This is a genomic window from Tardiphaga sp. GW821-FHT12E02 (assembly GCF_058807155.1).
The window spans coordinates 2270988-2296445 of the sequence record NZ_JBXAQK010000001.1 but is presented as its reverse complement, the minus strand read 5'-3'; the positions used below and the strand labels follow the sequence as shown (position 1 = coordinate 2296445).

At 61.9% G+C, this 25458-nt stretch carries 27 protein-coding genes; 15 read left to right on the top strand and 12 right to left on the bottom strand.

Annotated features, from left to right (window positions below):
• Nucleotides 1–163 precede the first annotated feature (163 nt).
• Together AC1RQ5_RS10850 and AC1RQ5_RS10845 are read left to right on the top strand one after the other, a co-directional pair.
• The gene (locus AC1RQ5_RS10850; RefSeq protein WP_398479958.1) at nt 164–472 is read left to right on the top strand and encodes a hypothetical protein; all 309 of its coding nucleotides are present in this window, start codon (nt 164–166) and stop codon (nt 470–472) included.
• A gap of 206 nt (nt 473–678) precedes the next feature.
• Entirely contained in the window at nt 679–978 is a 300-nt protein-coding gene (locus tag AC1RQ5_RS10845) for a hypothetical protein (protein ID WP_398479960.1), read from the top strand.
• Between the two features lie 71 nt (nt 979–1049).
• Here the strand turns inward: AC1RQ5_RS10845 and AC1RQ5_RS10840 are convergent, their stop codons facing one another.
• The 4 genes from AC1RQ5_RS10840 to ettA all read right to left on the bottom strand — a co-directional run bounded on the left by AC1RQ5_RS10840 (nt 1050) and on the right by ettA (nt 5475).
• A complete protein-coding gene (locus AC1RQ5_RS10840; protein ID WP_493203384.1) occupies nt 1050–2264 on the bottom strand; it encodes a lytic murein transglycosylase in 1215 nt (404 codons plus the stop codon).
• 32 nt (nt 2265–2296) lie between these two features.
• Complete coding sequence (locus AC1RQ5_RS10835) at nt 2297–2929, bottom strand: TIGR00645 family protein (RefSeq protein WP_398479962.1); 633 nt, start codon at nt 2927–2929, stop codon at nt 2297–2299.
• A 111-nt stretch (nt 2930–3040) separates the two neighbouring features.
• A complete protein-coding gene (tam, locus tag AC1RQ5_RS10830) occupies nt 3041–3811 on the bottom strand; it encodes a trans-aconitate 2-methyltransferase (RefSeq protein WP_493198859.1) in 771 nt (256 codons plus the stop codon).
• A 14-nt stretch (nt 3812–3825) separates the two neighbouring features.
• The gene (ettA, locus tag AC1RQ5_RS10825) at nt 3826–5475 is read right to left on the bottom strand and encodes an energy-dependent translational throttle protein EttA (RefSeq protein ID WP_398479966.1); all 1650 of its coding nucleotides are present in this window, start codon (nt 5473–5475) and stop codon (nt 3826–3828) included.
• 232 nt (nt 5476–5707) lie between these two features.
• Here ettA and AC1RQ5_RS10820 point away from each other — a divergent pair, with 232 nt between their 5' ends.
• Nucleotides 5708–5905: a hypothetical protein gene (locus tag AC1RQ5_RS10820; protein WP_493198857.1), complete on the top strand. Its 198-nt coding sequence runs from the start codon at nt 5708–5710 to the stop codon at nt 5903–5905.
• 114 nt (nt 5906–6019) lie between these two features.
• On the top strand, nt 6020–6979 hold the full coding sequence (locus AC1RQ5_RS10815; RefSeq protein WP_493198855.1) for a D-2-hydroxyacid dehydrogenase family protein: 960 nt from the start codon (nt 6020–6022) through the stop codon (nt 6977–6979).
• 183 nt (nt 6980–7162) lie between these two features.
• Here AC1RQ5_RS10815 and AC1RQ5_RS10810 read toward each other — a convergent pair whose 3' ends face one another.
• Nucleotides 7163–8455 carry a L,D-transpeptidase gene (locus tag AC1RQ5_RS10810; protein WP_398479972.1) on the bottom strand — a complete coding sequence of 431 codons (1293 nt, stop codon included), beginning with the start codon at nt 8453–8455 and terminating at the stop codon, nt 7163–7165.
• Nucleotides 8456–8792: 337 nt separating this feature from the next.
• Here AC1RQ5_RS10810 and AC1RQ5_RS10805 point away from each other — a divergent pair, with 337 nt between their 5' ends.
• Nucleotides 8793–9572, top strand: coding sequence for a hypothetical protein (locus AC1RQ5_RS10805; RefSeq protein WP_493198854.1), 780 nt, complete (start codon nt 8793–8795; stop codon nt 9570–9572).
• A 13-nt stretch (nt 9573–9585) separates the two neighbouring features.
• On the opposite strand, the gene sseA is transcribed toward AC1RQ5_RS10805, so the two are convergent.
• The 3 genes from sseA to AC1RQ5_RS10790 all read right to left on the bottom strand — a co-directional run bounded on the left by sseA (nt 9586) and on the right by AC1RQ5_RS10790 (nt 12160).
• Nucleotides 9586–10443: a 3-mercaptopyruvate sulfurtransferase gene (gene sseA / locus AC1RQ5_RS10800; protein WP_493198852.1), complete on the bottom strand. Its 858-nt coding sequence runs from the start codon at nt 10441–10443 to the stop codon at nt 9586–9588.
• 119 nt (nt 10444–10562) lie between these two features.
• The gene (locus AC1RQ5_RS10795) at nt 10563–10982 is read right to left on the bottom strand and encodes a rhodanese-like domain-containing protein (protein WP_398479978.1); all 420 of its coding nucleotides are present in this window, start codon (nt 10980–10982) and stop codon (nt 10563–10565) included.
• Nucleotides 10979–12160 carry a vWA domain-containing protein gene (locus AC1RQ5_RS10790; RefSeq protein WP_398479980.1) on the bottom strand — a complete coding sequence of 394 codons (1182 nt, stop codon included), beginning with the start codon at nt 12158–12160 and terminating at the stop codon, nt 10979–10981. The genes AC1RQ5_RS10795 and AC1RQ5_RS10790 overlap by 4 nt, the downstream gene beginning before the upstream one ends.
• A gap of 292 nt (nt 12161–12452) precedes the next feature.
• Here AC1RQ5_RS10790 and AC1RQ5_RS10785 point away from each other — a divergent pair, with 292 nt between their 5' ends.
• The 6 genes from AC1RQ5_RS10785 (at nt 12453) to AC1RQ5_RS10760 (ending at nt 18640) form a co-directional block, all read left to right on the top strand.
• On the top strand, nt 12453–14363 hold the full coding sequence (locus AC1RQ5_RS10785) for a sensor domain-containing diguanylate cyclase (protein WP_493198849.1): 1911 nt from the start codon (nt 12453–12455) through the stop codon (nt 14361–14363).
• 140 nt (nt 14364–14503) lie between these two features.
• Nucleotides 14504–14746, top strand: a complete 243-nt coding sequence (locus tag AC1RQ5_RS10780) for a GlsB/YeaQ/YmgE family stress response membrane protein (protein ID WP_398481996.1) — start codon at nt 14504–14506, stop codon at nt 14744–14746.
• A gap of 74 nt (nt 14747–14820) precedes the next feature.
• Nucleotides 14821–15663 (top strand): AAA family ATPase, encoded by an 843-nt coding sequence (locus tag AC1RQ5_RS10775; RefSeq protein WP_398481998.1) that lies wholly within the window; start codon nt 14821–14823, stop codon nt 15661–15663.
• Nucleotides 15664–15849: 186 nt separating this feature from the next.
• Nucleotides 15850–16896, top strand: coding sequence for an aromatic ring-hydroxylating dioxygenase subunit alpha (locus tag AC1RQ5_RS10770; RefSeq protein ID WP_493198848.1), 1047 nt, complete (start codon nt 15850–15852; stop codon nt 16894–16896).
• Nucleotides 16897–16900: 4 nt separating this feature from the next.
• Nucleotides 16901–17650 carry a GntR family transcriptional regulator gene (locus tag AC1RQ5_RS10765; RefSeq protein ID WP_493198846.1) on the top strand — a complete coding sequence of 250 codons (750 nt, stop codon included), beginning with the start codon at nt 16901–16903 and terminating at the stop codon, nt 17648–17650.
• A 12-nt stretch (nt 17651–17662) separates the two neighbouring features.
• Entirely contained in the window at nt 17663–18640 is a 978-nt protein-coding gene (locus AC1RQ5_RS10760) for a PDR/VanB family oxidoreductase (RefSeq protein WP_493198845.1), read from the top strand.
• A gap of 2 nt (nt 18641–18642) precedes the next feature.
• On the opposite strand, the gene AC1RQ5_RS10755 is transcribed toward AC1RQ5_RS10760, so the two are convergent.
• Nucleotides 18643–19833 carry an MFS transporter gene (locus AC1RQ5_RS10755; protein WP_398482007.1) on the bottom strand — a complete coding sequence of 397 codons (1191 nt, stop codon included), beginning with the start codon at nt 19831–19833 and terminating at the stop codon, nt 18643–18645.
• Between the two features lie 148 nt (nt 19834–19981).
• On the opposite strand from AC1RQ5_RS10755, the gene AC1RQ5_RS10750 reads away from it, so the two are divergent.
• Entirely contained in the window at nt 19982–20545 is a 564-nt protein-coding gene (locus tag AC1RQ5_RS10750) for a TetR/AcrR family transcriptional regulator (RefSeq protein WP_493198843.1), read from the top strand.
• A 132-nt stretch (nt 20546–20677) separates the two neighbouring features.
• On the opposite strand, the gene AC1RQ5_RS10745 is transcribed toward AC1RQ5_RS10750, so the two are convergent.
• Both AC1RQ5_RS10745 and AC1RQ5_RS10740 read right to left on the bottom strand, forming a co-directional pair.
• Entirely contained in the window at nt 20678–21271 is a 594-nt protein-coding gene (locus tag AC1RQ5_RS10745; protein WP_493198842.1) for a GNAT family N-acetyltransferase, read from the bottom strand.
• A gap of 9 nt (nt 21272–21280) precedes the next feature.
• The gene (locus tag AC1RQ5_RS10740; protein ID WP_493198841.1) at nt 21281–22216 is read right to left on the bottom strand and encodes an SMP-30/gluconolactonase/LRE family protein; all 936 of its coding nucleotides are present in this window, start codon (nt 22214–22216) and stop codon (nt 21281–21283) included.
• 196 nt (nt 22217–22412) lie between these two features.
• Here AC1RQ5_RS10740 and AC1RQ5_RS10735 point away from each other — a divergent pair, with 196 nt between their 5' ends.
• Nucleotides 22413–23225: an enoyl-CoA hydratase/isomerase family protein gene (locus tag AC1RQ5_RS10735; protein WP_493198840.1), complete on the top strand. Its 813-nt coding sequence runs from the start codon at nt 22413–22415 to the stop codon at nt 23223–23225.
• Between the two features lie 198 nt (nt 23226–23423).
• The gene (locus tag AC1RQ5_RS10730; RefSeq protein WP_493203382.1) at nt 23424–24629 is read left to right on the top strand and encodes an ABC transporter substrate-binding protein; all 1206 of its coding nucleotides are present in this window, start codon (nt 23424–23426) and stop codon (nt 24627–24629) included.
• A gap of 10 nt (nt 24630–24639) precedes the next feature.
• Here the strand turns inward: AC1RQ5_RS10730 and AC1RQ5_RS10725 are convergent, their stop codons facing one another.
• Nucleotides 24640–25005: a hypothetical protein gene (locus AC1RQ5_RS10725; RefSeq protein WP_493198838.1), complete on the bottom strand. Its 366-nt coding sequence runs from the start codon at nt 25003–25005 to the stop codon at nt 24640–24642.
• A gap of 117 nt (nt 25006–25122) precedes the next feature.
• Here AC1RQ5_RS10725 and AC1RQ5_RS10720 point away from each other — a divergent pair, with 117 nt between their 5' ends.
• On the top strand, nt 25123–25332 hold the full coding sequence (locus tag AC1RQ5_RS10720) for a hypothetical protein (RefSeq protein ID WP_398482020.1): 210 nt from the start codon (nt 25123–25125) through the stop codon (nt 25330–25332).
• The last annotated feature ends 126 nt before the right edge of the window (nt 25333–25458 follow it).

Genomic DNA, 25458 nt, shown 5'->3' with positions numbered 1-25458 from the left:
ATCGCATTGAACCGGCTTGCCTGACAGCGCGTCCAATTATTGCCGGCAACGAATTTGCGACCAAATCAGCGCGGTTCCGTTCATTGATCATTCAAGTCGGATGTGAAACTTTTGGTCGCCTGCCCCGCTATTTGATGCGGACATAACGTGATGAGGTGATGCCATGAAGAAGACCCTGATGGCCCTTGCCGCCGTAGCCACTCTGGCCGTGACAGCCGCGCCGACGACTGCGAGCGCGCAGCACTGGCGCCATGGCGGCGGCGGAGCGGGCGTTGCCGCCGGCCTGATCGGCGGCGCCCTGCTCGGCGGCGCGATCGCCGCGGGCTCGGGTTACTATGGCCCCGGTTACGGCTATTATGGCGGCCCGGCCTATGTCGCCGGCCCCGGTTATTATGGCGATTGCTACTGGCAGCGTCAGCGCTTCTGGGATGGCTATGGCTGGCGCTTCCGCCGCGTTCGTGTTTGCGGCTAAGTCCGAGAGATTCGACTGCACACCGGACCAGATTGATTCCGATGTGCATGACTTGAAGTGGCGCGAAAAAACCGCTTTTTCGGGTCACTGCTTGGCGAGTGTTTACGCCGGGTTGACGGTTGGGCGCTTGAAGTAGCCGTCAGTTCGAATCCGCGTGAGAACCTTTAAACGCGTCGCTTGCGGCGCCCTTGTGGGAGAGACTTGATATGAAGAAGACAGTTTCCGCTCTGGTTGCCGCTGCGACGGTTGCGGCTTCGCTGATCGCCGTGGCACCCGCTGCCAAGGCCGACGGCGGCCGTATCGCTGCTGGCGTTGCCGGTGGCCTGATCGGCGGCGCGCTGCTCGGTGGCGCCATCGCCGCCAGCCGTCCGGCTCCGGTTTACGGTGGCTACGGCTACGCCCCGGCCCCGGTTTATGTGGAGCCGGCCTGCCGCGTCGTCCGCCAGCGCGTCTGGGACGACTATCGTGGCGTCTGGCGCTACCGCCCGGTCGAGGTTTGCGATTAATCGCAGGCGACCTTACGGTCCGATATGAAAAGCCCGGCCTTCGCGGCCGGGCTTTTCTTTTGGAGATAGCTTTATCGTGCGTTCATCGCGCGCAAGACCTCGTCGCTCGGCCAGCAGTCAAGCTTGAGCCTTGCTGATTTCTGGAACGCGCCTACCGCTGCACGCGTTTTCATGCCGGCCTTGCCGTCCACCTTGTCGCTGTAAAGTCCGAGCGAGGTCAGATGGCGCTGCATCGCTTCCACATCGGTACTGCGGAGTTGTCTGGTCGCGGCCCAAGGCGTTGCGAATGGCTGGCCATTGGCAATGCGGTCTGCGACGTGACCGACGAACAGCACGTAGAGGTCGGAGAAATTGTATTCCTTGATCACGAAGTAGTTCTTCGTGGTCAGGAAGGCCGGACCATAGGTTCCTTCGGGCTGCAGCAACGAGGCCGGTTGCGCGTGTTCGGCGGCGCTCACGCGCTCGCCACGCACTGGCGCAAAGCCCGCGCGAATCCACTCGCCGATCGGCCGCGTGACATCGGGCACGCCCATGGTGCAATCGGCATTCGCCGGCGCACGCACCTCATAGGCCCAGCGCAATCCGCGCTGCCACCCCTTGTTCACCAGTTGCTGTGCCGCAGAAGCCAACGCATCCGGCACCGACTTCCAGATGTCGACCTTGCCGTCGCCGTCGAAATCGACGCCGTGCTTTTCGAGTTCGGCCGGCAGGAACTGCGTGAGGCCGGTGGCACCACCCCATGACACGCGCAGCTCCTCGCGTGACACCACACCACTCTGGATCAGTTTGAGCGCAGCAATGAACTCGCCGCGATACTGCTCCTTGCGGCGCCCGACATAGGCCTGCGTCGCGAGCGTGCGGATGCCGTCATAGGGCAGCCGATGGCGGCCATAGTCGGTCTCGCGGCCCCAGATCGCCAGGATGATGGTGCCGGGCACCCCGGTCTGCTGCTCGATCGCCTGCAGCGTCTTGCGGTGCTGATCATAGAGACGCCGCCCCTCAGCCGCGAGGCGTGCGATGCTGGCTTCCTTCAGATAGTCCGCGGGCACCTGCACGAACTCCGCCTGTGACGGCGCGCCTGTGGCGGGACGGCCGGGCAACAGAAGATCAGGCAGTTTGTAGTCGGGCTCGAGGCCGCGTGTTGCGTCGTCAAAAGTCTTGCGCGACACGCCTGCCTTTTGAGCTTCGGGCCAGAGCGAGGAGACAAAGCTGGTAAAGGCCGGGTCGGCTGCAGAGGCGGCCTCCGAGATGGGCAGGACGAACCCAATCAATACGCCGCAAAGCAGCGATCGCCATGCTGTTCGCCTGCCCCGCCCCGTCAATGCGCGCTCGTTCCGTGATCGGCCTTGTGTCCATGCCGGCCGTGGCCATTGGCGTGTGCTTCAGCGCTGTTCGACAATTTGTCGACATAGGCGATGCCCACCGCCGAGAGGATGAACACGATGTGGATGATCGTCTGCCACATCACGCCCGCCTCGGTGTAGTTCGTCGTCCGGGCCGTGGTCGAGCCGAGATTGCCGGCCTCGATGAAGGTGCGTAGCAGATGAATCGAGGAGATGCCGATGATGGCCATCGCCAGCTTGATCTTCAGCACGCTGGCATTGACGTGGCTGAGCCATTCCGGCTCGTCCGGATGGCCGTTCAGATTGAGCCGTGACACGAAGGTCTCGTAGCCACCGACGATCACCATAACCAGCAGGTTGGAGATCATCACCACGTCGATCAGACCCAGCACCACGAGCATGATCTGCTGTTCGCTGAAGTCGAAGGAATGCGTAATGAGGTGCCAGAGCTCCTTCAGGAACAGCACGACATAGACGCATTGCGCGACGATCAGTCCGATATAGAGCGGCAGCTGCAACCAGCGTGATCCGAAGATCAGCGCCGGAACTGGTCGCATCCCTCTCCGCAATCCCTTGGGTGGCAACGGCGTTTCAGGCGTCATGGACATGCGGGAGGTCTCGTTATGAGAGAATCTTGAGGGCGGTTTGCAATGCGGGCTTATATCGGGTGGTTCCGGACGTGATGATGTCCAGCCGCGCGGCAACTGGCCGCATCGACACTACTTCACGGCGACGATGAAGATTCGCGGAAAGCGCAGCAACACCTTCCCATCAGCGTGAGGCAGGTAGGTGGCCGCAATACGCGCCGTGTATTCGGCGAGATAGGCCTTGCGTTCGGGGCCGTCGAGCGGATCGAGGAAGGGGCGCAGGCCCGTGCCCTTCACCCATTCCACGATCGCAGCGGCGTCGGCCAGCGCGTGGTTATAGATCGTGTGCCAGATCTCGACCCGCGAACAGATCGGCTGCAGCGCATCGTAATAGGCGCCCGGCTTCGGCAGCGTGTCGCGAAGCTCGACGGCCTTCGAGAGCTGCTTGCGCCACGGCTCCATGTAAGCGACGTCGCGCATCAGCACATGGGTCGGCTCATCGAGATTGTCGGGCATCTGCACGGCAAGCACGCCACCTGCGGGCAGACCGGTGGCAAGGCGCTTGAGCTGCTTGATGTGATCCGGCACCCACTGGAAAATCGCATTGGCGAACAGCACCTCGCTGCCGGCCGGCGGCACCCAATGGGCCACATTGGCTTCGATGAAAGTCTGCGCCGGCAGCCGCTCGCGCGCCTGGCGGAGCATATCGGCCGACGTATCCACGCCAACCACCGCAGCTTCCGGCCAGCGATTGACCAGAAGCTCGGTGGAATTGCCGGGGCCGCAGCCGATATCGACGACCTTTCGCGCATCGGCCAGCGGCACCTGCGCGAGCAGATCCCGCGCCGGGCGGGTCCGCTCATCCTCGAATTTCAGATATTGCTGCGCGCTCCAGTCCGACATCTTGCGATCTCCCTTCAGCGCGTCAGTTTCTTGTACTTCACGCGATGCGGGATGATGCTGTCCTGGCCGAGCCGGCGCATCTTGTCCTTCTCGTAGTCCTGGAAGTTGCCCTCGAACCATTCGACATGGCTATCGCCTTCGAAAGCGAGGATGTGTGTGGCGATACGATCGAGGAACCAGCGATCATGGCTGATGATCACGGCGCAACCGGCGAAATCCTCCAGCGCCTCTTCGAGAGCACGCAGCGTATCGACGTCGAGATCGTTGGTCGGTTCGTCGAGCAGCAGGACATTGGCGCCGGACTTCAGCATCTTGGCGAGATGGACGCGGTTGCGTTCACCGCCTGACAGCGAGCCGACCTTCTTCTGCTGGTCGCCGCCCTTGAAGTTGAAGGACGAACAGTAGCCGCGCGAATTGACTTCCTTCTTGCCGAGCAGGATCAGCTCGTTCTTGCCGGAAATCTCTTCCCAGACCGTCGCCTTGTCGTCCAGCGCATCGCGCGACTGATCGACGTAGCCGAGATGCACGGTGTCACCGACGGTGATGGTGCCGCCGTCCGGCGTTTCCTGCTTGGTGATCATCTTGAACAGCGTCGACTTGCCGGCACCGTTCGGGCCGATGACGCCGACAATGCCGCCGGGCGGCAGCTTGAAGGTGAGATCGTCGATCAGCAGGCGATCGCCGAAGCCTTTGTTGAGATGCTCGAAATCGACCACGTTGTCGCCGAGGCGCTCGGCCACCGGAATGATGATCTGCGCAGCCTGCGTCTGCTTCTCGCTGGCCTGCTTGAGCAGGTCCTCATAGCGCTGGTAACGCGCCTTCGACTTGGCCTGACGCGCCTTGGGGGACGACGCGATCCACTCCTGCTCGCGTTCCAGCGTCTTCTGATGGGCTGCGTCCTCGCGGCCTTCCTGGGCCAGGCGCTTCTGCTTCTGCACCAGCCAGGACGAGTAGTTGCCTTCGTACGGAATGCCCCGGCCGCGATCGAGCTCGAGGATCCACGAGGTGACGTTGTCGAGGAAGTAGCGATCGTGGGTCACGATCAGGATCGCGCCGGGATAGTTGCGCAGATGGCCTTCCAGCCACGACACGGATTCGGCGTCGAGATGGTTGGTCGGTTCGTCGAGCAGCAGCAGTTCAGGTGCGTCGAGCAGCAGCTTGCAGAGTGCCACGCGGCGGCGTTCACCGCCCGACAGCTTGGAAACGTCGGCATCGTCCGGCGGACAGCGCAGCGCGTCCATCGCCTGATCGACCTTGCTGTCGAGATCCCACAGGCCCTGGGCCTCGATCTCGTCCTGCAGCTTGGTCATCTCGTCGGCGGTCTCTTCCGAGTAGTTCATCGCCAGTTCGTTGTAGCGATCGAGGATCGCCTTCTGCTTGGCGACGCCGAGCATGACGTTCTCGCGCACCGTCAGCGAGGCATCGAGCTGCGGTTCCTGCTCAAGGTAACCAACGCGAGCGCCCTGGGCGACCCAGGCTTCGCCGGTGTATTCCTTGTCGAGGCCCGCCATGATCTTCAGCAAGGTCGATTTACCGGCGCCGTTGACGCCGAGCACGCCGATCTTGGCGTCCGGATAGAACGACAAATGGACGTTATCCAGCACCTTGCGGGTCGGATAGGCCTTGGTCAGACCCTGCATGAAATAGACGAACTGGCGAGCCATCGTGATCCTTGAATCCGGAGCTTGAGCATGAAAATCGGGTTGCCACCGATGTAGCGGCCACGCCCCCAAAGGGCAACGGGGGGGTCTTAAGCAATTGGTAACGCTAGCCTCTGGAGGCTGCCGGATCATGACAATTCGAACCGGTTTTTAATAACTGGCGACCACTGTGGGGACAGGGCGATTCATCACGCCCCTCGCGGCTGGAGCCGCGGGCAGACAGGCGGAGCCCGTCATGGCGACCATTACATCAGGACCATCATCCGCTCGCGCCGACAAGACGTCGGCGCAGCCCGGACTGCTGCGCGAGATTCGCGAGTTCTGGCAGACCTTCTTCGTCGCGGCATTTAACCCGTACCATCCGGAACAGCACTATATGCGCGGTCCCGGCCCGGCCTGCCGTGCCAAGGAAACGTCGCCCACCTCACATTAAGCTGATCGCGCCGGAATTGCCGGCCACGGCGCTTGCACGCACGCGCGCGTCGCGCGATGTCTCCATCCCCTGACGGCATTTGACCGCCGTCACCTGACCGGATGGACCGACCTCATGACGCGGCTGCGCTGTGCAATCCTCGACGACTATCAGAATGTCGCTCTCAAGATGGCCGACTGGTCCGCGCTCGGCGACCAGATCGACGTCACAGTATTCGACAAGCCCTTCGCATCCGGCGATGAAGCCGCTGCCGCGCTGAAGAATTTCGAGATCGTCTGCGCCATGCGCGAGCGCACGCCGTTCCCGCGAACCATGTTCGAGGCGCTACCGAAGCTGAAACTCCTGATCACTTCGGGCATGCGCAATGCGGCCATCGATATGGTGGCCGCCAAGGAGCACGGTGTCACCGTGTGTGGCACGGCGATGGTCGGCAATCCGACCGCAGGGCTCACGATCGGATTGATGCTGGAACTGACGCGCAAGATCGGCTTCGAACATGCGCGCATGAAGGCCGGCGAGCCGTGGCAGGTCACGCTCGGCGAGGATGTCGACGGCAAGACGCTCGGAATCATCGGGCTGGGCAAGCTCGGCACCAAGGTTGCGAAGATTGCGCAGGCACTCGGCATGAAAGTGCTGGCCTGGAGCACCAATCTGACGCCGGAAGCCTGCGCCGAGGCTGGCGTCACCTACGCAACGAAGGAAGAGCTACTCGCGCAATCCGACGTCATCACCATTCATGTGGTGCTGAGCGATCGCTCGCGCGGGCTGGTGTCACGCGACGATCTCGCGCGGATGAAGCCGACCGCGTATCTGATCAATACCGCGCGCGGACCGATCGTGGACGAAGCCGCCTTGCTTGACACGCTGCAGGCGAAGAAGATCGCCGGCGCTGGCATCGACACCTATTCGCATGAGCCGCTGCCGATCGACAGCCCGTTGCGCAAGCTCGACAATGTCGTGATCACGCCGCATCTCGGCTATGTCACGGCTGAGAACTACAAGCGCATCTATGCCGAGACGATCGAAGGGATTGGCGGATTTCTGAAGGGCGAGCCGGTGCGCCCGTTGAACTAAACTCTGTCGCGTAGGATGGGTTGAGCGTCTTCGCGAAAACCCATCCTTCCGTCGATGCGGCTGGCTCGGCCGATGGGTTATCGCTTCGGCGCTGCGCGCCTTCGCTCAACCCATCCTACGAAACCAAAACGGGCGCGGTGCTTTCGCACCGCGCCCGTTTTGTTTGAAGTCAGTCTGCCGAAATCAGCGCACATTCACCGGCGCTGGTAGCGGCTGGATCGTCGTCGGCTGCGAACCCGGCAGCGGCGCTGCGTAGGCCGCGCTCTGGCCCGGTACCGGTGCAGCCGATGCGGTGGTCGCCGGCGGCTTGCCGGGCATCACGACGACACGGGTGCCGACCTTGGTGCGCTCGAACAGATCCGACACGTCGTCATTGAGCATGCCGATGCAGCCTGACGACACCGACTTGCCGATAGTCGACGGCTGGTTGGTGCCGTGGATGCGGTACACGGTCGAGCCGAGATACATCGCACGGGCGCCCATCGGGTTGCCCTCGCCGCCTGCCATGAAGCGCGGCAGATAAGGCTGGCGCTCGATCATTTCGGCCGGCGGATGCCAATCCGGCCACTCGGCCTTGCGGGAGATCTTCTGCACGCCGTTCCAGGTGAAGCCGTCGCGGCCCACGCGGACGCCGTAACGCACGGCGCGGTTGTTACCGAGCACGTAATACAAGTGATAGTTCGGCGTATCGACCACGATGGTGCCGGCCGGCTCCTTGGTGACGAAGCTGACTTCCTGACGGCGCAGATTCGGCGGCAGTTGCACTGGACCCGCATCGGGCTGCTCTTCCGGCGGCAGTGAGGCGACCATCACCGAGCGGCCATTGGCACCCATGTTCTGGCCACCCGGCTGCACGGAGCCGGTCACCGGGGCGCCTTGCGGCGCGCCGTAGTTCTGGCCGCCCACAGCCTCGGGCGGACGAATGCCGCCATCGGGAGCGCCACGATCAGAATAGATGACCGGAGGCGGGCCTGCGGGACGGCCGTAGCGCGGATCGTCAGGCGACATCACCGGCCCTTGCGGCAAGGCGCGATCCGAATAGGCCGGCGCGTTGTTGTAGGCCGGCGTATTGGCCGGACGGCCATAGCGCGGATCGTCGGGCGACGTCACAGGAGCCTGTGGCTCCGGACGATAGGAATAGGTCTGGGTATTATTTGCCGGGCGGCCATAGCGCGGATCATCCGGCGACGTCACCGGACCCTGATTGGCATAACCCGGGCTCGACAGCCCGCCCTGCGGGCGGCCGTTACGCGACTGCGCGTCATCCTCGTCCAGCGCATCGAAATCGGGCATCGCGTCCATGGCGTTGCCGCGCGCATTGGCGGGATAGCCGCCGGGCTGGTAGCCGGGTTCAGCCGGGATCGAATAGCCACTATTCGATGCCGCCGGATAGCCCTGCGCGGCAGCGAGCGAAAGCCCGGCGGCGCTGCTGAGAGCTACGGTCGCGAACGTCGTCAGAAAACGCTTGATCATCATTGCCCTTGTCGAAGCTTCGAGCAGTAAGTCGGGTTGAAAGGTCAGATCGCGCAGGATCACGGCGCATTCAAGACAAATCCGGGAAAAAGCCCCGCATTTCCGTCACATTCGCACGATTGCCCGCAGGCGTGGCCAACATGCCGCAGCTGATGAGCCTTAACGCCGCAGTAAGCACGCTTCGTTTCTGCCCTGCATCTTTTAACAAACGGTTCGCAAGACGCTGCGGTATGTTCGATCAGCCCTGATTCGCATTGTCATTCGGGCTGTTTTCTCTGCGTGCTCACCGCGTTCCCCTGGTTCGAAAGCCTTCGCGCATGGCGAAGGCGGAACAGAAGTCATGCTCCCCGGCATTCGTTTCGTGTGCGCCGCTGTCGTCCTCGCGGTCTCCCTGGTCATCTTCGGTATGGGTGCAGCTGCGCTGCTGCGCAGCGCCCACGAGGAATTCGCCAGCCTGCCCAACCGACGCCCGCCGCCGGCGACGGTTTTTAGTCAACAGCCGGACACCGTGCCCTCGCTGGCTATGTTGCGGCTCGAGCCGCGTGCAACCGACGTCACTGAGCCAGTCACCGCCCCAGCCGTTGAGCCCGGCGAGCCTGCACCGCTGGTTGTACAGACCGAAGCTGAGCTACCCCAGGCGCCCACGGCGATCACCACGGCAGCCGCGATGCCTGCGGCTGTCCCCGACAAGCCTGCGGTCGTCGAAACACCTCCGGTGACGCCTGGCGAGCCCGCCACGGTCGTTGCATCGGCTCCTGTCGACCTGTCGGAGCCAGCGCCCGCCTTGGCAGAATCCACGCCTCCGCCCGCTGCCGAGACCACCGGCAGCATCTCGCTGCCGACCGCAACGATCATGGAGCTGCCGACGGCCACGCTCACCGAAGAGGACGCCAAACTGTCGTCGAGCAAGGTGGCCGTGCTCGGTGGCCCGCCGATCGATACCGAACCGGTGCCGCTTCCGAACGCACGCCCGACGGCGGAGACGCCCAAGGCCAAGCCTGCGAAGAAGGTGGTGAAAAAGCCCGCCGCCAAACGGCGAGTGGCTGCACGCGTTGCGCCGGCAGCAGCGCCGGTCGCGCAGCAGCAACAGGATCCGTTCGGGCTGACGCAGCTGCGCTGATCGCTGAGAAAACTTACGCGGGCCCGGTCGCGACCGGCGGGCCGTTCTGCAGACCCCATTCCGACCATGAGCCATCATAGAGCCCAGAGCCGCGCACGCCGAGGCGATACAGCGCCAGCGTGAGTACCGCGGCGGACACGCCGGAGCCGCAAGTGGTCACCACGGGCCTGGCGATATCGAGCCCGGCCGCATCGAATGCTGCCCGCAGCTCATCGATCGGCTTCATGGTGCCGTTCGCAGCATCGAAGAGCAGGTTGTAAGGCAGGTTGCGGCTGCCGGGGATGTGGCCGGAGCGCAGGCCGACACGGGGCTCAGGGACGCTGCCTTCAAAGCGGTTGGCGGCGCGGGCATCGATGGTCTGCTCGGCGCGGCTGTCGAGATTGGCGATGAGTTGCGCCTTGCTGCGCACATAGGACGGATCGAATGTCGCGGTGAACTTGCCCGGCTGCGGCGTGACCTTGCCGTCATCGACCGGACGCCCCTCGGCACGCCATTTCTTCAATCCGCCATCGAGAATGCGGACATTCATGTGCCCGAAGGACAGGAACATCCACCATGCACGCGGGGCGGCGACCCAGCCACCGGCATCGTAAAGAACCACAGTGTCATCTGATGAAATGCCGAGCGCGCCGATATCGCGCGCGAACTGGTCTGCGCTCGGATACATATGCGGCAGGTCGATAGAGTGATCGGACACTGCATCGACATCGAAGAACACCGCACCGGGAATATGCGCGGCGAGATAATCGTCGATCGGCAGCGGCAGCACACCGGGCATCTTGAAGGATGCGTCGACGACCTTGACCTTGGGGTCACCGAGATGCGCGACGAGCCATTCGGTGGAAACGAGCGGATCGGTGATGATTGTCATGCAATGTTCTCTCCCGTCATGGCCGGACTTGTTCAGGCCATCCACGCCTTGTTCAAGGTAAAGACGTGGATGCCCGGGACAAGCCCGGGCACGACGAATGTTCGTGATGCGACTGGTGACTACGCGCCCTTCGGCGCCTTCGGCTCGACCTTCTCCACCGCACCGCCGGCATTGCGCCAGGCGGTGAAGCCGCCGCCGAGATGCGCCACCGGCTTCAGGCCCATATCGGCCGCGGTCTTGGCCGCCAGCGCCGAACGCCAGCCCGACGCACAGTGGAAGATGAACTTCTTGTCTTCCTGGAAGATCGGTTTGCCATAGGGGCTTTCCGGATCGATCCAGAATTCGAGCATGCCGCGGGTGCAGGAGAACGAGCCCGGGATCTTGCCCTCGCGCTCGATCTCGCGGGGATCGCGGATATCGACGATGACCACATCCGGCGACTGCGCGGCCTTGATGACGTCCTCGACGCTCATGGTCTCGATCTGCGCATTGGCCTCGTCGAGCAGCGCCTTGTAGCCGCGGGTGATCGTCTGGGTCATGCCTTCCTCACCAATTCCTTCATCGCGCCTTCGAGGCCCTCGATGGTCAGCGGATACATGCGCTCGGACAGCAGGCGACGGATGATCGTCGTCGATTCCGAATAATCCCAGTGCCGCTGCGCCACCGGGTTGAGCCACACCGTGTTCGGATAGGTCTGCGTCACGCGCTCCAGCCACACCGAACCGGATTCTTCATTCACATGCTCGACCGAGCCACCGGGCACCATGATCTCGTAAGGTGACATCGAGGCGTCGCCGACGAACACGACCTTGTAGTCATGCGCATATTTATGCAGCACGTCCCAGGTCGGCGTGCGATCAGTGAAGCGGCGCTTGTTCTGCTTCCACACGCCCTCATAGAGGCAGTTGTGGAAGTAGAAATACTCCATGTGCTTGAATTCGCTCTTCGCGGCCGAGAACAATTCCTCGACCTGCTCGATATGCGAATCCATCGATCCGCCGATGTCGAAGAACACCAGCACCTTCACCGCATTGCGCCGCTCCGGCCGCATGTGGACATCAAGATAGCCGTGATTGGCGGTTTCGCGGATGGTGGTGTCGAGATCGAGTTCGTCGGCTGAGCCAGTGCGCGCAAACTTGCGGAGACGACGCAGCGCCACCTTGATGTTGCGAATGCCGAGCTCGACATTGCCGTCGAGGTCCTTGAACTCGCGCTTGTCCCAGACCTTGACGGCGCGCTGGTTGCGGCTCTTGTCCTGGCCGATGCGGATGCCTTCGGGGTTATAACCGTTGGCGCCGAAGGGCGAGGTGCCGGCGGTGCCGATCCACTTGTTGCCGCCCTGATGGCGTTCCTTCTGCTCTTCGAGGCGCTTCTTCAGCGTCTCCATGAGCTTGTCCCAGCCCATGGCCTCGATCTGCTTCTTCTCTTCGTCGGTGAGATATTTTTCGGCCAGCTTGCGCAGCCACTCCTCCGGGATCTCCGCCTTCTCCATGGCATCGAGCAGATTCTCGAGCCCCTTGAAGGTCGAGCCGAACACCCGATCGAACTTGTCGAGATTGCGCTCGTCTTTCACCAAAGCGGCGCGGGAGAGATAATAGAAATTCTCCACCGACTGATCCGCCAGATTGGCGTCGAGCGCTTCCATCAGCGTGAGATACTCACGCAGCGTGACCGGAACCTGCGCATCGCGCAGTGACGTGAAAAATTGCAGGAACATGATTGACAGATTGCCCGAGCCCCTGCGTCCGTCAAGGGCGCATGTGGTAGATAGTTGCGTGCCGCCTGTACGCCTGGCCCGCGCCAATCGCCAAATAGCCGAACAAACTCAAAGCACGGGCCGAATTCCGTCAACCGGGATAGTAAAACGGCAAACGCCGAGATTGCAGGTATTTGTTTCAACTCTTCTCGCGGTAGTAACCACATGAGAGAGTGTCACGCCGATAATGGGCGTTCTTAGCTATCGTGTAAGCTCATCGGGCCATGGTGACGGCCCGAATGGTAGTCAACGCATGGCCGCATCGACCTCATATTCTCCAAGCCGGCTCTCGGCACCTGGCGCCATTGTCACGTTGTTCGTGCTGGCGATGAGCGCCTGCGTGCTCGGCCTTGTGCTGTGGAAGACCGTCGATGCCCGGCGTAGCGCGTTGCTGCAGAGCGAAGTCGATATCCGCAATCTCGCTCACTCACTGCAGGAACATGCCACGCACACGTTCCAGGCCGCAGATGTCGCCCTGAGCGGCATGGTCGATCTGCTGAAATACCAGAATCCGCGTCCCGATCGGTTCAATCTCTTCCTCGCCAACACGGCAAAATCGCTGCCGCAGATCCGCGAATTCGGCGTGCTCGATACGACGGGCGAATGGCGCTATTCGTCGCTCCCCGAAACACCGCGGCACAACAATTACGATCGCGCCTATTTCGCCTATCACCGCGACAATAGCGACGCGGGCCTTCGCATCAGCGAGCCTTTGAAATCACGCATCACCGGGCGGATGACAATCCTGCTGTCAAAGCGCATCAACGATCCGTCCGGCGCGTTCAATGGCGTGATCGTAGCCGCAATCGACACGGACTATTTCAGCGATTTTTTCAAGAGCTTCGATCTCGGCGAACAATCGGGAATCAGCCTGATCAGGACCGACGGCATCGTGCTGGCGCATTGGCCATCGATGGATGTCGGTAAGGATCTATCAGGCACCCAGCTGATCCAGAACCGGCTGAAGGAAAGCCCCCGCGGCTTTTATCGCGTGGCATCGCCCTTCGATGGGCTGACGAAGTATTTTGGTTACGAGAGGAGCGACGTCTATCCGGTCATTGTCACCGTCGCCATTCCCGAGAAGAAGGTGCTGGCAAACTGGCGCGACAATCTGAAGTCCGATGTCGCGGTGGCCGCGGTTCTTCTTTGCAGCGTCATCCTGCTCGCGGCATTGCTGTCCACCCAGTTCCAGTTTCGCATCAACATGGAGAATGCGCTCCGCGAGCGAGAATCGCGCTACCGGCTGCTGGCCGACAATATCGCTGACGTCGTCATCCTGCTCGATCGCACCGGCCATTTTCTCTATGTCTCGCATTCGGTCGAGTTCGTGCTCGGGCTCGACCCGAAGGATCTCATCGGGCGCTCCTGTCTCGAACTGGTGCATCCCGACGATCTCGCCGCCGTACGCGCTGCGAGCGCGCGGCTCACTGACCGCGTGACCACCGAGAATGTCGTGTTCCGCACCTATCGCGACGACAAGTCGATCGCCTGGGTGGAGATCAACTTCAAGCTCGCCGAACGCGCCGAAGATGCCGATGAGAATATCGAGATCGTCGGCGTGCTGCGCGATGTCACCCAGCGCAAGACGATGCAGGACGAGTTGACGGCGCTTAATGCAAGGCTTGCCGAACTCGCCACCATCGACGGCCTCACCGGCCTCGCCAACCGCCGAACCCTCGACAATTTCCTCAGCCGTGCTTTTGCGGAGGACAGCAAGCTCTCGGTCTTGTTGATCGATATCGATCACTTCAAGGGCTACAATGACACCATGGGGCACCAGGTCGGCGACGATTGCCTGAAGCGCGTTGCCTCCGTGCTGGCGGATGCCACCATCAATACGCCCGCTCTCGCCGCGCGCTACGGCGGCGAGGAATTCGCCATCATCCTGCCGGATGTCGATGAAGCCAGCGCCATGACAGTGGCCGAGGCGGTGCGGCTCCGTATCCGTGCGCTGGAAATCCCGAATGTCGCCGCGGCGCGCGGCTATCTCTCGGTCAGCATCGGCGTCGCCCATCGTACCGCGCGTTCACCGAACGAGAATGTCCTGCTGGGTGAAGCCGACCTTGCGCTTTACGAGGCCAAACGGCGCGGGCGCGACTGCGTCGTGACGCATGCGGCGCTGGAGCAGGATTACTTCAGCGCTGGCTTCGAACAGCACGGCTAGCGCCACCTCCAACCGGCTTCTTCCGCGTCATGGCATATGTGCGCATCGTACATGCCGGCCGCCCGACTGGACCTGCCCGATAATTCAATTAAACTTCCGTCCAAAGCGCGCATGTCGTGGCGCATCAGAGGATTGATCGGATGGGTATTCTAGCAGCGCTGCTGATCGGCGCCATTGCCGGCTGGCTCGCCGGATTGATCGTGCGCGGCGCCGGCTTCGGTCTGCTGGGCAATATCGTGATCGGCATCATCGGCGCGCTGGTCGCCGGCTGGTTGCTGCCGAAACTGAATGTCACGCTGGCCAGTGGCACGCTGGGCTCCATCCTCGATGCCACCGTTGGTGCCGTCATCGTGCTGGTGATCCTCTCGCTGATCCGGCGCTAGACGCTCCCACACATCGCGACCTTCCCTATTTCAACGCGCAGCTGCGCGACAAGAGCAACAAGGCAAGACTGTTCATGAAGTTTACCGGTACCAAGGACTACGTCGCCACCGATGACCTCAAGGTCGCCGTCAATGCCGCCATCGTGCTGGAGCGCCCGCTGCTGGTGAAAGGCGAGCCGGGCACCGGCAAGACCGTGCTGGCCGAGGAAGTCGCGAAGGCACTCGGCTCGCCGCTGCTGACCTGGCACATCAAGTCGACGACGAAAGCGCAGCAGGGCCTGTATGAATACGATGCCGTGTCGCGCCTGCGCGACAGCCAGCTCGGCGATCCCCGCGTCTCGGATATCGCCAATTACATCAAGCGCGGCAAATTGTGGGAAGCCTTCACCCATGCCGAGCGCCCGGTGCTGCTGATCGACGAAATCGACAAGGCTGATATCGAATTCCCCAACGATCTGCTGCTCGAACTCGACCGCATGGAATTCCATGTCTACGAGACCGGCGAGACCATCAAGGCCGCCAAGCGCCCCGTGGTGATCATCACCTCAAATAACGAAAAGGAACTGCCCGACGCCTTCCTGCGCCGCTGCTTCTTCCACTACATCAAGTTTCCGGAAATGGAGACGATGAACCAGATCGTCGAGGTGCATTTCCCTGGCATCAAGCAGCGCCTGGTCGCCGAGGCCATGCGCATTTTCTTCGAGGTGCGCGACGTGCCAGGCCTGAAGAAGAAACCCTCCACCTCGGAACTGCTCGACTGGCTGAAGCTGCTGGTCAATGAGGACATGTCGCCGGAGCAACTGCGCGAACGCGATCCCCGAAAGCTGATCCCGCCGCTGCATGGCGCCCTGCTAAAGAACGAGCAGGACGTACACCTGTTCGAGCGACTGGCGTTCCTGAACCGCCGGGAAGTCTGATCGCGCCGTATACAGATCGACACGAAAACCGCCCTGACGGGCGGTTTTTTAGTACCTACTTCAGTCGAGACCGCCTACGCCGGTATACATTATCGCTTTCCAACAGCAGGAAATACGTTATAGGCTGCCTCCAACCCGCTGATCTGTATACATCTGGAACGCCAAAAGGCGCCAAGGAGGAAACCGATGCCTGCTTCATTTCCGATGAATGCCTGGTACGCCGCGGCCTGGGACGTGGATATCAAGCGCGCGCTGTATCCGCGCACGATCTGCGGCAAGCATGTGGTCATGTATCGCCGCGCCGATGGCGGCGTCAGCGCGCTGGAAGATGCCTGCTGGCACCGGCTGGTGCCGCTCTCCAAGGGCCGCCTCGAAGGCGACACCGTGGTCTGCGGCTATCATGGGCTGAAATACAACGCGCAGGGCCGCTGCACCTTCATGCCCTCGCAGGAAACCATCAATCCCTCCGCCTGCGTGCGCTCCTATCCCGTCGTCGAGCGGCACCGTTTCATCTGGCTATGGATGGGCGATCCGGCGCTGGCCGACCCCGCTCTCGTGCCGGACATGCACTGGAATGACGATCCCGCATGGGCCGGCGACGGCAAGACCATTCAAGTCAAATGCGACTACCGGCTCGTCGTCGATAATCTGATGGACCTCACCCACGAGACCTTCGTGCACGGCTCCAGCATCGGTCAGGACGACGTCGCCGAGGCGCCGTTCGACGTCACCCATGGCGACAAGACCGTCACCGTGACACGCTGGATGAAGGGCATCGAAGCGCCGCCGTTCTGGGCCGCGCAGTTGCAGAAACCCGGCCCCGTCGATCGCTGGCAGATCATCCGCTTCGAGGCGCCCTGCACCGTCAATATCGATGTCGGCGTGGCCCCCGCCGGCACCGGCGCGCCAGAAGGCGATCGCTCGCAGGGCGTCAACGGCTTCGTGCTCAACACCATGACGCCCGAGACCGAAACCACCTGCCACTATTTCTGGGCGTTCGTGCGCAACTACCGCCTCACCGAACAGAAGATCACCACTGCTATCCGCGAGGGCGTTGCCGGCATTTTTCACGAGGACGAGCTGATCCTCGAAGCGCAGCAGAAGGCGATGACCGAGAACCCGGATCGCGTGTTCTACAATCTCAATATCGATGCCGGCGCCATGTGGGCCCGCCGCGTCATCGACCGCATGGTCGAGCGCGAGGGCCCGCCGCGCTTGCAAGCCGCGGAGTGACCCGATGAGCGAATCCGACCGCTCTGTCTCGCAGACCGTGCGCGCGCAGCTCGCGCTCCGCGACATGATCCTGTCCGCGCAACTGCGCTCCGGCGAACGCATCAGCGAATTGCAGGCCGTCGAGATCACCGGCGTGTCGCGCACGCCGGTACGGCTGGCTCTGGTGCGGCTGGAGGACGAAGGCCTGCTGCAGGCGATCCCGTCCGGCGGCTTCATGGTGAAGGCTTTTTCAGAGCGTGACATCCTCGATTCCATCGAACTCCGCGGCACGCTGGAAGGCCTGGCCGCCCGCTTCGCCGCCGAGCGCGGCGCCAGCGCGCGCAATCTTGAGCCGCTGAAAGAGTGCCTCGCGGATCTCGATCAGCTGGTGCGGCAGGATCCAATTTCGGTCGAGGCTTTCTCCGCCTATGTGACCATGAATGCACGTTTCCATGCACTGCTGACTGATCTCTCCGGCAGCGCGCCGGTGATCCGGCAGATCGACCGCGTCGCCGCAATGCCTTTCGCCTCGCCCAGCGCTTTCGTGATGGCGCAGTCGGCGCTGCCGGAGGCGCACAACATTCTGCTCATCGGGCAGGAGCATCACCGCATCGTCGTCGATGCTATCGAGAATCGCGAAGGCGCGCGCGCCGAGGCGATCATGCGCGAACATGCGCGGCTCGCGGTACGCAATCTGCGCCTCGCGCTACGTAATCGCAGCCACCTCGATCTGCTGCCGGCGCTGGCGCTGCTCACATCGGCACCGACGGACTGACGGAGAGTTTTCATGCGTTTTGCAGAACACTGGATGGGATGCCGCGTCGAGGCCACGCGCAATGTCGCCCCTGACATTCGCGAGATCACATTGAAGCCAGACATCGCGCTGCCGTCCTATCCGCTCGGCAGCCACATCAATGTCAGCCTTCTCATCGATGGCCAGCCGCAGACCCGGTCCTATTCGCTGGTGGGCGAGCGCAACAGCGAGATGCTGCGCATCGCCGTGCGATTGGCGCCCGATAGCCGCGGCGGCTCGCAAGCCATGTGGGCCTTGCAGGCCGGTGCCCGGCTGGACATCTCCTCGCCGTCATCGCTGTACGACATCGACTGGACTCGCAAGACCTATTGCCTGATCGGCGGCGGCATCGGCATCACGCCAATCACCGGCATTGCCTCGGCGCTCCACTGCAAGGCGATCGATCTGCATCTGCATTATGCCGTGAAAGCACGCGGCAATGCCGCCTATCTCGACGAGCTCGCAGCTTTGCTCGGTGATCGCCTCACCGTCCACGCCAGCGATGAAGGCACACGACTGGATTTTTCGTCCACCTTTGCAGCGCTCCCCGCCGATGCCATCGTCATTCTCTGCGGCCCCATGCGCATGCTCGAAGCGGCCCGCGGCGCCTGGAACGCAGCTGGCCGCGAACCGGCCGATCTGCGCTATGAGACCTTCGGCTCCAGCGGCCTGTTGCCCACCAGCGAATTCCGCGTCCGTCTGAAAGATAGCGGCGCAGAGATCGTGGTGCCGCAGGGCCGTTCGATGCTGTCGGCGCTCAACGACGCCGGCTTCGAGGTGATGTCGGACTGCGAACGCGGCGAGTGTGGCGTCTGCGCCATCGACGTGCTTGCCGTGGACGGCGAGATCGACCATCGCGACGTATTCTTCAGCGATCACCAGAAGAGCGGCAACGCAAAGATCTGTCCTTGCGTATCACGCGCCGTCGGAACGGTGACGGTGGATACGCTGTACCATCCAGACGCGATCTGACCTCACGCCGCTTTGCGCAGCGAGGCGATCAGGGAGATGACGGCGAGCACGATCACCACCGCGCCATAGACATAGGCGACGACAGCCAACCCGACGAATGGCACCGAGACGCCGGCCGCCAGTGCCGGCAGGCTGAAGGCCAGATACGAGATCACGTAAAAGGTGGCCAGCAGGCCGGCGCGCTGATGCGCTTCGGCGGTGGGCAGCAATGTGCTGAGAACACCTGCGAAGGACGATCCAAAACCGATACCGGCAATCGCTGTTCCAAGGAACAGCGCGACGGTGCTGTGTTGCTGGATGCCAAGCAGCGTGACCGCGACGCCGATGGACAGAGTAAATGTCCCGATCAGCAGCAATCGACGTGCTGGCAGATGGCGCAACGCCCCGACGGATAACGCGCCTGACAGCATCAACACCGCCACCACGACACCGCCGACCCATGGCGCACTGACACCCATGGTGACAGCCACGATGGTCGGCATGAGCGACAGATAGAATCCGCCAAGCGCCCAGCTTGCAATCGTCGCTGGCGCCACCAACAGCAAAGCCGCGCGCGATTGCGGAGGCACGCGAAGGTTCGGCTTCAATGACGCAAGCGCGCCAGACTTGCGCGACACTGTCTCGGGCATGAACCACAGCAATACGATCAGCAGCACCGTGATCGCGAACAACACTTCATACACGAGATGGAACGGATCGGGCGCGAATGTCACGAGCAGCCCGGCACCGAGCGCGCCAACCATCAGGCCGACAAACGCACTGACGCTGTTGAGCAGCGGACCGCGCTTGCGGTCGCTATCGAGGATGGCGGCGCCGAGCGTCGTCGTCGATGCGCCCACGCAGAGCCCCTGCACTGCGCGCGCGAGAAGCAAGTCGCCGACATCGGTGGCATAGGAAAACAACATCATGGCCACGGCATTGATCAGCAACCCCGCCAGGATCAGGGGCCGACGGCCGATATAATCTGACAGGCCTCCGACCGTCAGCAGTGCCGCCAGCAGGCTGATCGCATAGACCGCGAAGACCAGCGTGATCATCAGCGGCGTGAGATGCATGCTTTCCTGATAGAGCCGATACAACGGCGTGGCTGCACTGCTGCTGCCGACCACCGTGGCGGCCGAGACGAAGCTGAAGGCCGCCATGGCCCAGAGCGGCGCGCGCTTCATGGGCAGATCGCTTGGCGCTTCGGACATGCAGGTCTCACCGGGGCTTCCTTGCATCGCGGCCTCCCAAAGGCTAACTAATTGCGTTAGTGAACTTAGGGCGCCGACAGGCTTAAAGCAAATACTTTGCGTTAAGAACCTCTCACATTTCCGCATGGCTCATGCGCCAAGGACGGTCATGACGACGAAAGAACGGACAAGAACAGGCGGACGCAGCGCGCGGATCCAGAACGCGGTGCATGAGGCTGTCCGTAAATTGGGCGGGCTTTCCACCCGAAACCAGATCACTGTGCCGCAGATTGCGGCCGAAGCCGGCGTCACGCCCTCCACCATCTATCGACGCTGGGGCGACCTGCAATCGCTGCTGGCCGATGTCGCCGTGGCCAGGCTACGGCCGATCGGGGAGCCCGACGACACCGGCGCGGTAGAGACCGACCTGCGGGCCTTCATCGAGCAATATGCCGAGGAGATGTCATCTCCGGTCGGCCGGGCATTGCTGCGGGACGGGACACTGGACGCCGCTGAGGGCGCGTCCTGCGTTTGCTGCAGTTTCACCAATGACCATCTCACGACCCTTACCGAACGGGCCAAGATGCGCGGTGAGACACCGTTCGACATCGATGAAGTCATCGATCATGTCGTCGCGCCCATCGTCTATCGCATCCTGATCAGCCAAGAGCCGCCGACGCCGGACTATTGCCGGAAATTGATCGACCGGGTTTATCCGAAAGCGCGCGCCTAACACTCTGCCTCATGGTGAGGAGGCGCCGCTTGGCGCCGTCTCGAACCATGAGATGTGCAGCTCCGAAGCCATCCTTCGAGACGCGCGCAAAGCGCGCTCCTCAGGATGAGGACGGAGTGGATGAGATGGCCGTTACCTTGGCTTTTCATCCAGCTGATACGTCAGATGCGCCTTCACCGTCGGCCATTCGCCGGGCAGGATGCTGTAGACCACGGTGTCACGCAGCGTGCCGTTCGGCGCGATCTGGTGATTCCGCAAAATGCCATCCTGCTTGGCACCGAGACGCTCGATGGCGCGGCGGGACTGGTGGTTGAAGAAATGCGTGCGGAATTCCACCGCAATACAATCCAGCTTCTCGAAGGCGTGCTGCAGCAGTAGCAGCTTGCACTGCGTGTTGAGTGCTGTGCGCTGGACCCACTTGCCATACCAGGTCGAACCGATCTCGACCCGGCGATTGGCGGCATCGACATTCATGTAAGTCGTCATGCCGGCGATCTTGCCAGTCGCATCCTTCACCGTCCAAGGCAGCATCGCGCCCGAGGCCTGCAGCGACAGACGCCGATCGATTTCGGCATCCATCTTTTCGGGCGACGGGATCGCGGTGTACCAGATTTTTGACAGGTCGCCGTCCTGCGCGGCCGCAATCAGGCCGTCGCTATGGGCTTTGGCGAGAGGTTCGAGCCGGGCGTGAGGTCCGTTCAGGGTGACAGGTTCAAGCCACGGCATCGATGATCCTTACTTATTGAGAAAATTCAGTGGCAGACCACCACGGGGCCAGTCCACCGCAATCAGCTCTCCTTTGCCCGACAGCGTGATATAGGCCGTCTTCAGCTCTGGTCCGCCGAACGCGATATTCGTCGTCACGCGATCGCCTGTCTCCACTTGTTCGACCAATTTGCCGTCCGGAGCAATCACCGAAATGCAACCGCTCACAAGCGTGGCGACGCAGACATTGCCGGAGGCTTCCACCGCCAGCGAGTCGAACATCTGATAGCCGCCGAGACCACAGATCGGCCGGCCGCGCTCGCCGCGATAGATCGTATCGCCCGCCACCACCTCGCCGGGCGCGCCGACATTATAGGCCCACAAGCGGCCGGTCGGCGTCTCGGCGATATACATGGTCTTCTCGTCCGGCGAGAGGCCAATGCCATTGGCGGGCAACACGCCGATCACCTGCTCGGTGATCTCGCTCATGCCGGGCTTGATGTAATAGGCGCCGCCGACATCCATGTCGCGGGCCCGGCGCTTGCCGAGCTCGCTGAACCACAGGCCGCCCTGCTTGTCGAAGACGAGATCGTTGGGGCCCTTGAGATTATGCTCGCCGCATTTGGTGAACAGCGTCTCGACCTTGCCCGATGCAAGATCGACGCGCTGGATCGCGCCACCGATATATTCATGCGGCTCCGGTGCGTGTGGCATCAAGGTGCCACGCGACGGCACCCAGCTGAAGCCGCCATTATTCGTGATGTACATCTTGCCGTCCGGGCCGAGCGCCGCACCATTGGGACCGCCCGGAATCTTGGCGACGACTTCCTTGCGGCCATCGGGATAGACCCGCGTCAATTGCTGCGCACGGATTTCGACCAGCACGACCGAGCCATCCGGCATCACCACCGGGCCTTCGGGGAATGCGAGATCAGTGGCGAGAACACGGATGTTGGGGCTGGACATGGACAAGCTCTCCCTCGGATTTTCTTTGGCTTATTCTTGGATCACCGATCACTGCCGGTGCGTGAATGAGAGAAGTAGATCAAACCACCCTCCTCCTGCCAAGGCGCGCAAATGCATGGCCACTTGCACGCCAGCACCATTCCGCCTTAGCTGCGATCACAAAATAGAACGCAAAAAGAAACGCCAAGAGGAAGCCATGTCCGATCCGACGACATCCGATGAAGTGCTTTATTCCATCGCCGACAATATCGCGACGATCACGCTCAATCGCCCCGAGCGGATGAACACGATTTCACGCGAGATGCTGGCGCAGCTCAGCGCTCTCTTCCTGAAGGCCGATGCCGATCCGGACGTGCGCGTGGTGGTGCTGACCGCCGCCGGCCGCATGTTCTGCGCCGGGCTCGACATGGTCAGTGCCACCCAGGGCAAAGGCATCGGTTCGGCGAACGATGCCAACAGTTCACGCACCACGCTCGATATGAAATCCGCACAGCCCATCGTCATGTTCAACATGGAGAAGCCGACCATCTGCCTGCTCAATGGTGCAGCTGCCGGCTATGGGATGGACATCGCGCTCAATTGCGACATCCGCATCATGGGCGAGAGCGCCAAGTTCGCGGCCGCATTCGTCAAGCGCGGCGTGGTGCCGGAATCCGGCGGTACATGGTTTCTGCCGCGCATGATCGGCTGGGCCAAGGCGGCCGAACTCATCTTCACCGGCCGTACGCTATCGGCAAGCGAGAGCCTCGAGATGGGCCTGACCAACGAAGTCGTGGCCGATGCCGAATTGCAGGCGCGCGGTCGCGCTGTCGCTGCCGAGATCGCGGCCAATGCGCCGCTCGCCGTACAAGCGGCCAAGCGCATGATGCGCGCCGGCCTGTCCGAGAATTTCGGCGAGCACGTCCATCACGTCTTCCTGCAATTGCTGCCGCTGTTTCGCACCGACGACTTTCGCGAAGGCATGGCGTCGTTCCTTGAAAAGCGCCCGGCGGACTTCAAAGGCCGCTAAGCCCCGTGCATTGCAATACCGCGGCGCTTGTGCGCCGCGGCGACGATTGCCTCAGCATCTCGCTTTCCAAGCATCAGGCTTGGTGCATACTCCCCGACATTCGAGCCGTATCATTGAAGCCTGCGCAGACAGGCGATGCGGTTGATCGAACCAAAGGGAGGACAATTCATCATGCATGACTTGAAAGTCCTGCGAGCAATGACGCTCGCCTGCTTCGCCTCTTTCGGATTCTTGGCTCTGACCACCACCGCCCACGCACAAAAGAAATACGACACCGGCGCCAGTGATACCGAGATCAAGATCGGCAATATCATGCCCTATAGCGGCCCGGCCTCGTCCTACGCCACCATCGGCAAGACCGAGGCGGCCTATTTCAAGATGATCAACGAGAAAGGCGGCATCAACGGCCGCAAGATCATTTTCATCAGCTACGATGACGGCTATTCGCCGCCGAAGACGGTCGAGCAAGCGCGCAAACTTGTCGAGAATGACGAGGTACTGTTCATCATGAACCCGCTGGGTACGCCCGGGAACACGGCGATCCAGAAATACATGAACACCAAGAAGGTACCCCAGCTATTCGTCTCGACAGGCGCCGCGAAATGGGCCGATCCCAAGAACTTTCCGTGGACCATGGGATGGCAGCCCAGCTACCAGGCCGAAGCCCGCATCTATGCGCAATACATCATGAAGAACCATCCCGGCAAAAAAGTCGGCGTGCTCTATGCCAATGATGATTTCGGCAAGGACTATATTGTCGGCCTGCATGAAGGCTTCGGCGACAAGCTGAAGGACTACATCGTCTCCGAAGTGCCTTACGAGACGGCGTCGCCGACGGTGGATTCGCAGATCGTGCAGATCAAGGCCGCCAACCCCGATATCTTCATCAATATCGCCACACCAAAATTTGCCGCACAGGCGATCAAGAAAGTCGGAGAGATGGGATGGAAGCCCGTCCACATCGTCACCAATGTCTCGGCATCGGTAGGCAGCGTCATGAAGCCTGCCGGTTATGTGAATGCGCAGGATGTGCTGAGCGCGGCCTATATGAAGGACCCGAAGGATCCGACCTGGAAGGATGATGCGGGCATGAAGGAATGGAGCGCCTTCATGGACAAGTATTATCCCGAAGGCGACAAGGACGACGGCGCCACTGTATTCGGTTACGGCGTCTCGCAAGGCATCGTGCAGGCGCTCAAGCAATGCGGCGACGATCTCACCCGCGAGAACATCATGCGGCAGGCCGCCAATCTCAACATGGAGATCGGGATCTATCTGCCGGGCACCAAGATCAAGACCAGCCCGATCGACTTCAGCCCACTCGATCAATTGCAGATGATGCGCTTCAAGGGCGAAAGCTGGGAATTGTTCGGTCCGCTGATGTCCGGCGAGAAGGAATCGTAAGCGGCGGCGCCTATTTCACGCCGTCCTTGGCCGCCGGTGCGGCATCCTTCGCGGGTGCGGCTGCCGGTGTGCTTTTCGCAGGTGACGCAGCTTTCTGCGTCGCCTGCAGATCCTCGACCGTCTTCTGCAGGCTCGTCACCGTCGCCTTCAGCGCATCAACCTGGCGATTGGCCGCATCGAGCTTCGCCTGCTGCTCGAGACGCAATTTGCCGATGCTCTGCTGCAGGAAATTGACATTGCTCTGCAGGCAGCCGGTACGCCGCTCCATGGTTTTCTCGGCCGTGCAGATTTCGATACCGGGCACATCCTGCGCTTTTGCTGCGGAGCCGCTGACGACAGCAAGAAAAGTCAGGGCGAAAACTGTACAGCGGCGCATGTCGTGTCCTTTCGTCATCTTTCGACCATGAGAGCAACGGCATTCATGACCCACTGTCAAATTGACCTGATGGGAACGACTCACGCCCCCGTGCCGTTCCTTCGGCCGGAGCTTACAATGGTGACACGCGATCAACGGCTGGCGGAATTCAACACTCAGGGCACACCGCAGCCTGCCGAGGCCGTGCAGGTCCTGTGCGAAGACAAAAGCGGCACCTATCTGCTGCCCTTTGCCTGCGTTCATGCTGACGGACAATGGCGCAATGCGAGAACGGGTCACATCGTGGAGGCCCAAGTCATCGGCTGGCGCCAGCCGCGAGGCGAATGACAGTTTTTGTAAACGCCTCGTCCCAAAAGTTCCGCCGGTTTTATCAAATGAGACGCTCAGTCAAGGAATTCGGCAACTTTCACCCATATTGGTGACGCTACGTTCTGCAGGATAGCCTACGTCGGT

Bases quoted from the DNA above. Each gene is read 5' to 3' on its own strand.
- AC1RQ5_RS10850 (WP_398479958.1), top strand. From the start codon at position 164: ATGAAGAAGACCCTGATGGCCCTTGCCGCCGTAGCCACTCTGGCCGTG.
- AC1RQ5_RS10845 (WP_398479960.1), top strand. From the start codon at position 679: ATGAAGAAGACAGTTTCCGCTCTGGTTGCCGCTGCGACGGTTGCGGCT.
- AC1RQ5_RS10835 (WP_398479962.1), bottom strand. From the start codon at position 2,929: ATGTCCATGACGCCTGAAACGCCGTTGCCACCCAAGGGATTGCGGAGA.
- tam (WP_493198859.1), bottom strand. From the start codon at position 3,811: ATGTCGGACTGGAGCGCGCAGCAATATCTGAAATTCGAGGATGAGCGG.
- ettA (WP_398479966.1), bottom strand. From the start codon at position 5,475: ATGGCTCGCCAGTTCGTCTATTTCATGCAGGGTCTGACCAAGGCCTAT.
- AC1RQ5_RS10820 (WP_493198857.1), top strand. From the start codon at position 5,708: ATGGCGACCATTACATCAGGACCATCATCCGCTCGCGCCGACAAGACG.
- AC1RQ5_RS10815 (WP_493198855.1), top strand. From the start codon at position 6,020: ATGACGCGGCTGCGCTGTGCAATCCTCGACGACTATCAGAATGTCGCT.
- AC1RQ5_RS10810 (WP_398479972.1), bottom strand. From the start codon at position 8,455: ATGATGATCAAGCGTTTTCTGACGACGTTCGCGACCGTAGCTCTCAGC.
- AC1RQ5_RS10805 (WP_493198854.1), top strand. From the start codon at position 8,793: ATGCTCCCCGGCATTCGTTTCGTGTGCGCCGCTGTCGTCCTCGCGGTC.
- sseA (WP_493198852.1), bottom strand. From the start codon at position 10,443: ATGACAATCATCACCGATCCGCTCGTTTCCACCGAATGGCTCGTCGCG.
- AC1RQ5_RS10795 (WP_398479978.1), bottom strand. From the start codon at position 10,982: ATGACCCAGACGATCACCCGCGGCTACAAGGCGCTGCTCGACGAGGCC.
- AC1RQ5_RS10790 (WP_398479980.1), bottom strand. From the start codon at position 12,160: ATGTTCCTGCAATTTTTCACGTCACTGCGCGATGCGCAGGTTCCGGTC.
- AC1RQ5_RS10785 (WP_493198849.1), top strand. From the start codon at position 12,453: ATGGCCGCATCGACCTCATATTCTCCAAGCCGGCTCTCGGCACCTGGC.
- AC1RQ5_RS10780 (WP_398481996.1), top strand. From the start codon at position 14,504: ATGGGTATTCTAGCAGCGCTGCTGATCGGCGCCATTGCCGGCTGGCTC.
- AC1RQ5_RS10775 (WP_398481998.1), top strand. From the start codon at position 14,821: ATGAAGTTTACCGGTACCAAGGACTACGTCGCCACCGATGACCTCAAG.
- AC1RQ5_RS10770 (WP_493198848.1), top strand. From the start codon at position 15,850: ATGCCTGCTTCATTTCCGATGAATGCCTGGTACGCCGCGGCCTGGGAC.
- AC1RQ5_RS10765 (WP_493198846.1), top strand. From the start codon at position 16,901: ATGAGCGAATCCGACCGCTCTGTCTCGCAGACCGTGCGCGCGCAGCTC.
- AC1RQ5_RS10760 (WP_493198845.1), top strand. From the start codon at position 17,663: ATGCGTTTTGCAGAACACTGGATGGGATGCCGCGTCGAGGCCACGCGC.
- AC1RQ5_RS10755 (WP_398482007.1), bottom strand. From the start codon at position 19,833: ATGTCCGAAGCGCCAAGCGATCTGCCCATGAAGCGCGCGCCGCTCTGG.
- AC1RQ5_RS10750 (WP_493198843.1), top strand. From the start codon at position 19,982: ATGACGACGAAAGAACGGACAAGAACAGGCGGACGCAGCGCGCGGATC.
- AC1RQ5_RS10745 (WP_493198842.1), bottom strand. From the start codon at position 21,271: ATGCCGTGGCTTGAACCTGTCACCCTGAACGGACCTCACGCCCGGCTC.
- AC1RQ5_RS10740 (WP_493198841.1), bottom strand. From the start codon at position 22,216: ATGTCCAGCCCCAACATCCGTGTTCTCGCCACTGATCTCGCATTCCCC.
- AC1RQ5_RS10735 (WP_493198840.1), top strand. From the start codon at position 22,413: ATGTCCGATCCGACGACATCCGATGAAGTGCTTTATTCCATCGCCGAC.
- AC1RQ5_RS10730 (WP_493203382.1), top strand. From the start codon at position 23,424: ATGACGCTCGCCTGCTTCGCCTCTTTCGGATTCTTGGCTCTGACCACC.
- AC1RQ5_RS10725 (WP_493198838.1), bottom strand. From the start codon at position 25,005: ATGCGCCGCTGTACAGTTTTCGCCCTGACTTTTCTTGCTGTCGTCAGC.
- AC1RQ5_RS10720 (WP_398482020.1), top strand. From the start codon at position 25,123: ATGGTGACACGCGATCAACGGCTGGCGGAATTCAACACTCAGGGCACA.